Genomic DNA, 12,062 nt, shown 5'->3' with positions numbered 1-12,062 from the left:
GGGACCCACTCGTTCAAGTTCGGCGCCGAAGTTGACCGCACAGATTTCAACGAAACTGGGAACCAATACGCCCGCGCGCAATATAACTTCTCGAATAAAGCCACCGGATATGGTCCTGCAGACTTCATGCTCGGTTATGTCAACAGTACAGTAGACGCCGTCGCTCTGGCGGTCGCGCGGTTCCGTATGACGAGCCAGTTCTATTACATCCAGGATAGCTGGAAGATCCGGCCAAACGTCACCATCAGCTACGGCCTGCGCTACGAATATGTGCCGGCCTGGAGTGACAGAGTGCCTCTGGTCAATGTTTGGTTTCCCAACGGCAATTTCAACCTCCAGGGCGACCCCAACGGTCTCAATCCACAGCCAGTGGACACCCGGCCCTGCATTATCGAAAACGGAAGCGGCAGTTTTAATGGTGGCAATGTTGTCTTTCCGACGGTCGCTCAGGGGGGCGTTTGTACTGCCCGCGATGGGCGGCTGGGTTCCAATCTCGTCCAGTCGGATAAGACGAATTTCGCTCCGCGCTTTGGGGTTGCGTGGAGTCCCACAAGCAATTGGACGGTGCGCGTGGGCGCGGGCGTTTTCTACACACAAGACACCGGCAATCCCGTATTCGATATGTCGCGCAGTCTTTCCGGAAAATTTCAGGTTACCGAGACCAATAACAACCTCACGTTCGAAAACCCCTTCGCCGCCAACGGGGCCGCAAACGCCTGTGGTGTCTCCGCTCCGCAGGTGTGTGTCCCTACGCCCACTCTAGTCAGCACCTTTTACCGCCGCCGAACGCCCTCTGTGGAAGAGTACGAAATGAATGTCCAACGGCAGTTTGGCAGCAACATGGCCCTCGAAGTTGGTTACCTGGGAACGCAAGGCCATCACCTGCCGCGTTACGTATATTTTAACGCTGCGGCGCCCGGACCGGGCTCACAACTCAGCCGCGAAGCCTGGCCGAACTTCAACAATACCGTGGAGAACATTGGTAATGTGAACTCCAACTACAACGCGCTCTCCGGTAAACTCACGCGGCGCATGTCCAGCGGCCTTACCTTCCTGCTCGGCTATACGTACTCGAAGTCGATCGACGACGGCAGCGGGCTGCGCACACTCGGCACCGATCAGATCGGTGCTCAGAATTCGTATTGCCTTAAGTGCGAGCGTGGCCTGTCGATCTTCGACCAGAAACAGCGCTTTGTGGCTTCAGCTCTTTACCAATTGCCGTTCGGAAAAGGCCGCTCGCACATGAATCACGGGCTGGCCGGTACCCTCATCGGCGGGTGGGATCTCGGGATGATTTATTCCATGGCCTCCGGTTCCCCTGTCGACATCATGGACGGCACATGTCAATCCAATATCGGTGCCAGCTGCATGGACCGGCCGAATGCGGTGCCCGGCGTGTCATCGCAGCTCAGCAATCCCACTAAATTGGAGTGGTTTAATGTGCAAGCCTTTGCTCTGCAACCGCGGTACACGTTCGGAAACTTGGGACGGAACACGGTGATCGGCCCGCCATTGTTCAGTGTCGATACCACCCTCGATAAGGATTTTAAATTCACCGAGCGGCAATATTTCCAATTGCGGCTCGATGCTTTCAATGTCTTCAATCATCCCAACTTTGGCAGCCCGGGCAATGGCCTGACTGCCGACCATTTGGATGCCAACGGTGTGCCCATTCCGGGCAGCGGCGGCTTCGGCACGATTACCAGCCTCAACCCCGGCGTAAGCATGCGACAGTTGCAGATTAGCCTTAAGTTCGTATTCTGATAGGCAAGTAGCTGTCGCGAGAGTGACTTATGACGAGGAGATCTCTGGGGGCGTCATTATTTATCATGCTGGTCGCATAGGCTCGGCAGGCACGGGCGCAGACGCCCCCGGCGGACGGATTGCTGAGGCTAGTATGGCCGATAAGTCGCGGAACCTCGCAGCACTTGCCCCTTGGCTTGCTCTGCTGGCTATCTCACTTCTGATCAACTACGTCGACCGCGGCAATGTCTCAATTGCCGCGCCCCTGCTTAAAGATGAGTTACATCTTAATCCATGGCAACTTGGAATTCTGTTCTCCGCTTTCTTTTGGACATACACCGCTCTTCAGTTCGTGATGGGCTGGTTCGTAGACCGATTTGAAGTAAATGTGGTGATCGCGGTCGGGTACCTGGTCTGGTCACTTGCGACTGTGACGACCGGCTTTGTTCATGGATTCATGATGCTGCTGGTGATGCGGTTGATGCTCGGCATCGGCGAGTCTGTGGCAGTTCCGGCATGCTCGAAAATTCTCGCGCACCATGTGCCCGAATACTATCGCGGGTTCGCCAACGGCATCGTCATTGCCGGAGTGAAGTGCGGACCTGCAGTCGGCACTCTTGGGGCGGGACTCCTGATGGCAAAGTACGGCTGGCGACCGGTTTTCATCGTCATAGGACTGGTCAGCCTTGCGTGGCTGCCCGCGTGGTGGAAATGGATGCCACGGGGGAAAGCAGAGGCCGGACCGGCGGTAACAGGGGCTGCGCTTATCGCCGCCATCTTGCGACAGCGCTCGTTTTGGGGTGCTTCTGCAGGCCACTTTTGTACCAACTACCTGCTCTATGTCATGATCACCTGGCTCCCGTTCTACCTCGTGCGCGAACGCCATCTTTCCATTGAGGCGATGGCAAAAACTGCGGGTTTATATTTCCTGGTAGAGGCTGCAGCCGCCATTTCGTGCGGTTGGCTCTCGGACTCGTTTATCCGCCGTCGTTACACCCCCACCCTCGTGCGTAAATCGGCCATGGCCCTCGGACATACGATCGCAGGCATTGCAATTGCGGCTTGTGTCGTAGCCGGTCCGCATACATACCTGGCTTGGCTTATGGCCGCAGCGGTGGGAAGCGGAATGATAAGCTCTGGTGTCTACGCGTTTTCCCAAACCCTCGCCGGCCCGCAAGCAGCGGGAACATGGACCGGTTTTCAAAGCGGCTTCGCAAACCTTGCGGGCGTGGTCGCACCGGCGCTCACCGGATTCTTAGTGAATCGAACCGGGAACTTTCTAGCGGCCCTCGCGGTTACAGCTTCGGTGTCGATGGTTGGCAGCCTCGCGTGGGTCCTCGCGGTCGGCAGGCTCGAGCAAGTGACTTGGGCACCAAAACGTGGAGGTCTGCCCACCTGTGATGCGCAAAAAACTCCATCGGTTTTGAATTCAACCGTCTCGTAACATTTAAGCGTCAGTTCTTACGAGTTATAGAGAAGGACCAATGAACAAATTGTGGTGCCCGGGGACGGAATCGAACCGTCACGCCCCTTTCGGGGCCCGGGATTTTAAGTCCCGTGCGTCTGCCAGTTTCGCCACCCGGGCAAGAGGTAAATAATTGCGGTTCTTCTGCATTTTCTCACAAGCTCAGGGTAAGTAGCGACGAGGAGGCGAATCCGGAAGTATTTGGAAACTTAACACTTAGCTATGAACTAGCTATGAGGTACTCGGCGACGAAGTCCTGAGACCGCAAGACCACATCTGTGACCGGGATTCCAGGCAAAAGTTCAACCAGTAGTACAAAAACCTCAGGTTAATGAAAATTCGCGACGTAACGGTTCCAAACTGGGAAAAATATCAAGATTATTTCCCAAAATGAAACGGCCTGTAAATTTATTGATTCGCTCCGTGGAGTGAAGTAGTATCGGAACCTTTGCGCATTCCCAAAATTGTTTTTCGTAGAAATGGTTCGTACGTCGCAAACAAAGTCCGGCGAAGTTTAAAACGCGAAATCGCAGATTTCTATTGCACTCCATGGCATTCGTGAGATGTGAATCCTGGGGCGTAACCGCGTCAAGAGAGATGAGGAGGGAAGTCTTTGCTTGTAACCCAGAAAAAAGCCATATGCCGTGCTGCACTCGTGAATCTCGATGATAGCAATGCTGCCATTCTTCGTGAGTGTTTCAATCAGTTCCGTATTCATACCGTGAACCTCTCTTTGCAGGATGGCAAGATTTTTGATCAGGAAAAGTACGATGCCGCCGTTCTACACCTGCAGCCCGGCTGTGAAACTCTATTGTCGGCGGTGCGCCAATCTCCCAGGAACCGCAGCATGATGCTCTACGCCATCTACACACCGGGCCAGGATTTGCGGCAGTTCTCCTCGTATGCCATCAACGTCATGATGAAAAGCCCCTTAGACCGGCAGGGCGCCTTGAGGACTGTACGCTCCACGCACCTCCTGGTCTTGCATGAATTTCGCCGTTACGTGCGCGTACCCGTGATTACCGAGGTGCAGATTGAATATGAACATGATCGCTACATTGGAACCAGCGTTGAGATAAGTGGTGGTGGCATGTCTCTCCAGGCCAAAGTGCCGGCCAAGCTAGGTACTGCTGCAGCGATCTACTTCAGTCTGCCGGGCGCAGACCGGCTCGCTTGCAACGTGACCATCTCGTGGATGGATGTCGGCGAAGGCACCCTTGGTGTGCGCTTTGATCCTGAAGATAAACGCCGGGTCGAGATCAGAAACTGGATTGAAGGCTATTTGGAAGATTGATGCAACGCAGCTTTTATCTAAGCGCTTCGCAGCCAAAACAAGGCTGCTCCGCCCTCGCGCTCACCCACGCGCGGCTTCGGCCGGGATGACAAAAGTGGAATAGAGAGTTAAGGATGTCAACAGAGCCGACTGGTTTCATGAATACCTTTTTGGAACTCCGCCCTGTTGTCTCAGAAGGCTGAAATCCAAGCTTATAGCTGACTTTTAACAAATCAGTACTGCCTTTCATTACGAAAGTATCGTCCTAAATCCAGGCTGCACCCATGCCCTAAGACTCAAACTGCCCTTATCCCAAATTCGAACTGCACTTACTACTAAAAGCCAATTGACATGCTTTTCTCGATAGCATAGATTAGCGCTCCTAAGTGCTGATGCTTGTAGATGTATAAGGCTAGTAGACGCTGGATTAAACGGTTTTAGTTGGAAGCGCTTTCCGGCAGAACAAGCAAATTGTGGAGTGCCGGAAGCAAACAATTCTAAAGGCGGTTTTAGGGGCTGGCGTCGCAAGTCTGGATCCAAAAATCAGACATCGGTCTGAAGTATTACCTTTACAACGGCAATCCCAAGCCATGTGGTAGCAGCGGGGCTTTGCTTCATCCCTCGGCCAAAATGTAAGTTCCGCAAGAACTTTGTCTTTTTTCTCAAACGGCGTATCGGACGTTGAGTGAACCAACGGTTAGGGTCCGTGCGTTTATTCGCACAACGGTGTGCCTTTGCATGCCTTAAAGGAGGGAATTGAAGCACCACTCTTAAATCTTTTCCGCAGGCGGCCGTTCCTTTTTTGGGAAAGACCTCTTGCGGGTGACCTCTCTCTGTGTGTCCTCTCTCTCAGGCCACACAAGCACCCAACGAAGAGAAGTAGGAGGAATTTTTAGAAATGAAGCATCGAAAATCAACAAAGCTGGAGATTCTGCAACTGGTACATCTATTAACGCTGTGCCTGACGGTGGTTCTCTGTACGGGAATACTACAGGCCCAGCATGATCCCGGGCCGCGTGGCGGTCCTAAAGGGGCCGGTGGCGGGTTCCCAACTCTCAACGCCGACGAGAAGGTGATGTTTGCCACGGCGCTGAATACCTTCAATGAAGTCCAGTCGGTGTCGGGAACTATCGAGAACGGCAACGGCCTGGGACCAACCTTTAACGGCAATAGCTGTGCACAATGTCATGCCGAGCCTGAAGTTGGCGGCACCAGCCCAGGCTTCACCAGTAAGATCAATCCTCGGCCTAACCCGCAGGTAGCGCTGGCCACGCTCGATGGCGCGACCAACACCGTGCCCTCGTTCGTCAATGCCAACGGTCCGGTGCGCGAGGCGCGGTTCATCTCCACCAACCCTGCCAATCCCTTTGCCGCACTGGATGGTGGTGTGCACGGTTTGTACACCATCGCAGGCCGCTCGGATGCACCCGGTTGCACTCTTGCACAACCCAACTTCTCCACGCAGCTTGCTAACCACAACGTGATCTTCCGCATTCCCACGCCGCTATTCGGGCTTGGTTTGGTTGAGAACACTCCAGACGCTGTGTTGGAGGCTAACCTGGCTGCCAACAAATCGCTGAAAGCTGCGATGGGGATCGGTGGCAAGCTGAACCGAAGCGGCAATGACGGGACCGTAACTCGTTTCGGGTGGAAGGCCCAAAACAAGTCGTTGCTGATCTTCACCGGCGAAGCCTATAACGTGGAGCAGGGAGTCTCGAACGAGGGCTTCCCCAACGAACGCGCTGCCGTGCCTGGTTGCGTGTTCAACGCAACACCAGAAGACGCTACGCCAACCCCTCCTAACACTTCCGACACCGGTAGTGCAAACTCGGATGTCACCAACTTCGCCATATTCATGCGCCTGTCAGCTCCGCCCACCCCGACCACGAGTACGCCCTCGGAGTTGAATGGCCAGAAGTTGTTCAGTAGTACCGGCTGCGTTTTGTGCCATAGCGACACACTCAAGACAGCCCAATCGCAGTTCACGGGCATGTCGGGCTTTGTCTACAGTCCGCTCTCGGATTTCGCTGTCCACCACATGGGATCGAATTTGGCGGATGGCGTGAACCAGGGAGCGGCGGGTCCCGATGAGTTCCGTACGGCGCCGCTATGGGGTGTTGGCCAGCGATTGTTCTTCCTGCACGATGGCCGCACCAACGACCTGTTGCAGGCTATCGAGGCCCACTTCACTCCCGGCAACGTCTGCGTGACCACCGCGGACCTCCAGCAATTCCGCGCTAATGGCAAGGCCTTCGAACCCTTCTCCGTGAATCAGTCGTGCGGTTCGGAAGCCAACCGGGTCATTCAGGAATTCAATGAGCTCAGCCCGTCGCAGAAGCAAGACATTTTGAACTTCCTGCGTTCGCTGTAGCGTCTTCTTTTTTACCTTGAACCGGAATGCGGAGGGCGACATAAAGCCCTCCGCAATTCCGCCCGTTCCAGCTTCTGCGTCTCTATTGTTTGTTTCTAATCGCCAGTACTTTCAGGCTACTTGCGCCGCGGGCTTCGAGACGATACATTTCGTCCATCCATGTTTTCCCAACGCACCCAATGGAACCTCGAGGCCAATCGCTTCAGCCAGGTTATTGAACAGCACCGTAAATCGGGAAGGGAACTGCTCAACCTTTCTGTCTCGAATCCGACGGCGGTCGGGTTAGAAATGAACTCGGCACAAATCCTGAGTGCATTCAACCAACCAGGCGCGCTGGAATACCATCCCGATCCGAAAGGAATGCTACTCGCCCGCGATGCAGTTGCGGAATATTACCGCGAGCGCGACACCGAAAAATCTGTCATTGATCCGGAAAGAATCATTCTTACCACCAGCACCAGCGAGGGCTATTCTTTTGTGTTTCGGCTCTTGTGCGATCCCGGAGACGAAGTTCTGGTTCCGCAACCCAGCTATCCTCTCTTCGAATTTCTCGCCGATCTTCAGGATGTCCGCCTGGTTCCCTACGCTCTTTTTTACGACCATGGCTGGCATATTGATTTGTCTTCGGTCCACTCCGCTGTCAATGACCGCACCCGGGCCGTGATTGTGGTGCATCCCAATAACCCTACCGGTTCGTATCTTCATGAACCTGAGCTGCAAAAGCTGAATGAATTATGTGCAGAGCGAGATTTAGCCCTGATCGCAGATGAAGTCTTTTGGGATTACGCTCATGGGCAGGGGCCAAAAATTTCGTTGGCTCACAATCAGGCCGCGTTGACTTTTACGTTGAGTGGCGTCTCCAAGATCTCCTGTCTGCCGCAAATGAAATTGGCTTGGATTGTGGCCAGCGGCCCCCAGGGTATTCTTAAAGACGCGGAGCAGCGGCTTGAAGTAATTGCCGATACGTATCTTTCCATGAGTACACCGGTGCAGCTCGCTACTCCTGTGCTTCTGGAGCAGCGCAAGCAAGTTCAACCGCAATTGCTTGCGCGTGTGCTGGAAAATTTGCGTGTACTTGACGCTCAGCTTGCGCAGTCCCCTGCGATTAGCAGGCTCCAAATCGAAGCCGGATGGTATGCCATCTTGCGGGTGCCGGTTGTCGGCTCCGATGAAGTTCTGGCCATTCAGTTGTTGCAATCGCGTTCTGTGTTGGTACATCCCGGTCATTTTTATGACTTTCCCGGCGAGGGCCATTTAATCCTGAGCCTGATTACTCCAGAGCGGGAGTTTACCGAAGGGGTGGCCAGAATTCTGGCTGAAATTACCAGAATCTCGGTATAACCCCCTCCCCCCCTTGCTAGCAGGTGGTTGAAGCGTAAAAGCAGTTTCAGGTTTCAAGTTTCGAGTTTCAAAAAACAGCCACAAAACCTTTGCCGCAGATGAACGGGGATCAACGCAGATTTTCGGAAGATTTGTGGGCCCCCACCCCACTTGCTGGCAGGTGTTTTTGAGTCCAAAAATCGCGTCTGACCCGCGTCATTATTGGCGAAAATTGAGCTGGGGTAGGGGACTTGCTGAAGCAGTCTCAGTTCTCGGTTCCCAGCAAAGCAACCGCAAAACCTTTCGCTGCGGATGAACGCGGATCAGCGCTCGCTGCTCCACGAATTTTCAAAGACCTAAAGGGTACAAAAATCCCCCGCATTCTGGAACGCGTAAACACACGTCTAGCACAATGGTGGCCCTTAGTTTCCAAGGAAGCAAGGTTTTGATACCAGGGTGATACCATCTTTGAACTAAACAAAAACCCACCCCCGCTCTTCCACGGTAGTGGATACAGCAATTGTGGAATCGCTATAAACCAGGAAAACTATTTATCGCGAATTTTCAAAGAACTACTTTCCAAAGCCCCATCCTGACGCGGACATTCTAATGATGTCCTGATTTCCTGAAGGAATCAATGGTTTGATATCACCCTCCGAAACGTGGGCCCGCTATCCATTGATTAGTTTTTCTAAACATACAGTTTATTTATCTAAGCTTGACACCGCTGCCCAAAGGGATATTGTGCAGAGGGCAGTGGTGCGATCAAAGCAAGGCAATGCTAATTTTGCCTCCCATAATCGGAAGCGGGAGTTGGTGTTGGCTTGTTGAATCCTGGCTGCTGATTCTGCTGCAGATTGCAAGGCTTGCAGAAAAACTCGAGCGCCAATCGAAGACTCTCGAGAATTCGTTGCGCTAAATCAATTTGGGTCAGTTCACAGTGGAGGAGAGTATGAAAAAAATTCTTTTAACAGTCGTTGCGCTTTGTATCATTTCGGCGTTTTCCCACGCACAAGGCCAAGGCAGTATTGGCGGAACGGTTACGGACCCTACAGGGGCCGTGGTTGCGTCAGCCCAGGTCAAAGCAACGCAGAGCGGTACGGGGCTTATACGCACCGCCACCAGCGACGCTCAAGGATATTACGTCATCAACTCGCTTCGGCCGGCGGAATACACCGTGAGCGTGGAAGCCTCGGGCTTTCGCACGTTCACACAAACAAAAGTTACATTGCTTGCCGATCAAGCCCTTACATTCAATGCAAAGCTTACCGTGGGTAACCCGACTGAAGTGGTGGAGGTGACTGGGAGCGCACTCGCGGTTGACGTCTCGACCCCAACCATCAAGCAGGTGATCGAGCAGGAGCGCATTTCGGAACTGCCTCTCAACGGCCGCAACGCGGCAACCCTAACACTGTTGGTGCCCGGCGCCGTCAACTCGCCTAACGGGGGCGCGGACCAGGGAGCGACCAAGACGTTTCCCGGCGGGGTGACCTACGCGGTCAACGGTGCCCGCCAGAATACGATCAGCTACCAGCTTGACGGCGGCAACTATATAGATGAGTACACCAACGTTAACCAGCCGTTTCCGTTTCCGGATGCTCTGCAGGAATTCAGCGTGCAGACCACCAACTACAGCGCGCAATATGGGGAAAACGCCGGCGGCGTGGTCAACGTAGTCACCAAGTCCGGCACCAATAGCCTCCACGGCGATCTATTTGAATTCGTCCGCAATCCCGCCTTCAACGCACAGAATTTCTTTGCCACGCCGACTGCGCAGGACTCGGTCAAGCGCAATCAGTTTGGCGGCACCATCGGCGGACCAATTATCCACAACAAGACCTATTTCTTTGCCGGCTATCAGCGCACGAATTTTCGCAACCTCGCGTTAGGAAGCCAGAAGGTGGTAGGACAGACAGACATCGCCAATTTTCTAACGAAGGGACCGTTTGGGACGCCAGGAGTTATTGATCCCGCAGTGGCGACGATGCTGGGAATCAACCCTACGACCGGGGCGTATTTAGGTTCGGCTGCGAAATTTAGCTTGTCGGGTGGCATACCAGCAGGTTCAAACCCAACTTTCGCCTTCTCCAAGCCCGACAGCGAAAGTTTTGATGCCGGAATGGGCAGGCTGGACCACACCATCGGCAAGAACGATAACCTCACGCTCCGATATGAATTTGACCGCTTCATCAAGAAGCCGGTCTTCAATCCACTGCTGCTTGCGGCCTATACCGATGCCACCTTCGATATCACGGCACAGAATGCCCTGATTCACGAGACCCACATCTTCTCACCGCGCTTCATCAACGACGCGCGCATGAGCTTCTCGCGGGAAGTCGCCGACAGAGGGCCTTCTCCCAACGCAGTCAACGTGACGGCTTTTGGAGTGGCGCTCCCATTCCAGCCCAAGCCGAGCGCCATTCAAGGTGTTGGAGTCCAAGGAGGGTTCACTTTCGGAGATAATCCGCAGGCGGCCTTTACGCGAAACAACTTCGCGTGGGCCGATGATGTTAGCTACGAGTGGGGAAAGCACGACATACACTTCGGGGGCTCGATTGAGAAGAGCCAAGTGGACCTCAACAACCAATTTAATCAACCGGGGTTGTTCGGGTTTGGCGTTTCAGATAATTACCTGGCGAATCCGTTAGTTGTGGGAGGCACTGGTTTTACCAACGCTCCCACGTACAATCTTTTCCTGGCTGGTATCCTCTCTGATGGCAGCGGCGTCGGCAACGGCTTTGCCCTCCAGCAGGGAGCCGGAGAATTTAAGGCCAACCGCAATACCTTTCTCGGCTTGTACGTCCAGGATAATTACCGCATTACCCCGCGCCTGACCTTGAACCTTGGGCTGCGCTGGGAGCCGGCGTTTCCCTGGAGTGACAAAGGAAACCGCTGGGCGCAGGTCAATCTCACTGCCATGGCAGCGGGTACGGTGTCCAAGGTTTACCCCAATGCGCCTCCAGGCATTTTCTTCTCCGGACAGAATGGCATTCCGAGCGATCCCGGTATGCCCAAGAATGCCCTCCGAGCCAACCTCAAAGGTTGGGCGCCTCGGGTTGGCTTCGCCTATGACGTTTTTGGCGATGGCAAAACCAGCCTCCGTGGAGGAGTGGGGATCTTCTATGACAGTCGCGTGATGGGTATGCTCAGTAATCGCTATGTAGATGAGTGGCCCTTCAGTCCGCAATTCATACTCTCTACCGCCAACAATAGCAACCCGGGTCCTGGTTCGACGGCCGGTTCCTTTAGTGACCCGCTGTGCACGCTGGCTGCGACCAAGGCTACCCTGCACTGCAGTGGGGCGCAGGCCGCCTCCTATCCAAGCTTCCCCAGTCCTTTCCCGGCTCCGACGAACTTTGCTTACAGCCCGCCATTCAATGAGATTGCAGTCACCTACGATCCCAGCGGCAACTACAAGGTGCCGACCATCTATGAATGGAACCTGACCTTGGAGCACCAGCTACCCTGGAACGTTCTGGCACGCGCGGGATACGTTGGCTCGCATAGTATCCACATTCTGGAGACGCAGTTCCTGAACTTTTCAAACCCTGGATTCAAAACTGCGCAGCAGCCCTTTAACCCGCTTTGCGCGTCCGGAACCGGCTTGGCAAACTGCACGGTTTACGTAGGGAGCAACAAGACGTTTTCCCAGAGCACGTTCTCGAATACCGTGCAGGCGGATATCAACGATATCAACGCAAACTATAATGCGCTCCAATTTTCTGTAGAAAAGCGCATGTCAAAGGGGCTCACCATTCTGGGTAACTACACCTGGTCAAGAAGCCTGGACGACCTGCCCTTCGGAGAAGGCGTTTCTGGCTTTGACACCGGGTACTCGACGCTGCCCATTACTAATCCAAACCGTCACCGCTTCGACTACGGGCCGTCGG

Annotated in this window: 6 protein-coding genes and 1 tRNA gene; 6 read left to right on the top strand and 1 reads right to left on the bottom strand. The window is 54.2% G+C overall.

Going from position 1 to position 12,062, the window contains the following annotated elements; all coding sequences use genetic code 11:
• A partial coding sequence (locus tag VK738_20735) for a hypothetical protein (GenBank protein HTD25087.1) occupies positions 1-1,764 on the top strand: 1,764 nt, incomplete at its 5' end.
• Between the two features lie 22 nt (positions 1,765-1,786).
• Positions 1,787-3,187: an MFS transporter gene (locus tag VK738_20730; GenBank protein HTD25086.1), complete on the top strand. Its 1,401-nt coding sequence runs from the start codon at positions 1,787-1,789 to the stop codon at positions 3,185-3,187.
• Between the two features lie 52 nt (positions 3,188-3,239).
• Here the strand turns inward: VK738_20730 and VK738_20725 are convergent.
• Positions 3,240-3,328 (bottom strand) — tRNA-Leu (locus tag VK738_20725).
• 493 nt (positions 3,329-3,821) lie between these two features.
• Between VK738_20725 and VK738_20720 the strand changes: the two genes are divergently transcribed.
• From VK738_20720 to VK738_20705, 4 genes are all read left to right on the top strand, one after another.
• Positions 3,822-4,502 (top strand): PilZ domain-containing protein, encoded by a 681-nt coding sequence (locus tag VK738_20720; protein ID HTD25085.1) that lies wholly within the window; start codon positions 3,822-3,824, stop codon positions 4,500-4,502.
• 877 nt (positions 4,503-5,379) lie between these two features.
• The gene (locus VK738_20715; protein HTD25084.1) at positions 5,380-6,852 is read left to right on the top strand and encodes a di-heme oxidoredictase family protein; all 1,473 of its coding nucleotides are present in this window, start codon (positions 5,380-5,382) and stop codon (positions 6,850-6,852) included.
• A 159-nt stretch (positions 6,853-7,011) separates the two neighbouring features.
• Entirely contained in the window at positions 7,012-8,193 is a 1,182-nt protein-coding gene (locus VK738_20710; protein ID HTD25083.1) for a pyridoxal phosphate-dependent aminotransferase, read from the top strand.
• 931 nt (positions 8,194-9,124) lie between these two features.
• A partial coding sequence (locus VK738_20705; protein ID HTD25082.1) for a carboxypeptidase regulatory-like domain-containing protein occupies positions 9,125-12,062 on the top strand: 2,938 nt, incomplete at its 3' end.

Source organism: Terriglobales bacterium (assembly GCA_035487355.1).
In the GTDB taxonomy this organism is placed as follows: Bacteria; Acidobacteriota; Terriglobia; order Terriglobales; family Acidobacteriaceae; genus QIAW01.
Note: the sequence above shows the minus strand (reverse complement) of the source record. Positions and strands in the feature narration are given on the sequence as shown.

Coding starts and splice junctions, on each gene's coding strand:
- VK738_20715 (HTD25084.1), top strand. CDS start 5,380: ATGAAGCATCGAAAATCAACAAAGCTGGAGATTCTGCAACTGGTACAT.
- VK738_20710 (HTD25083.1), top strand. CDS start 7,012: ATGTTTTCCCAACGCACCCAATGGAACCTCGAGGCCAATCGCTTCAGC.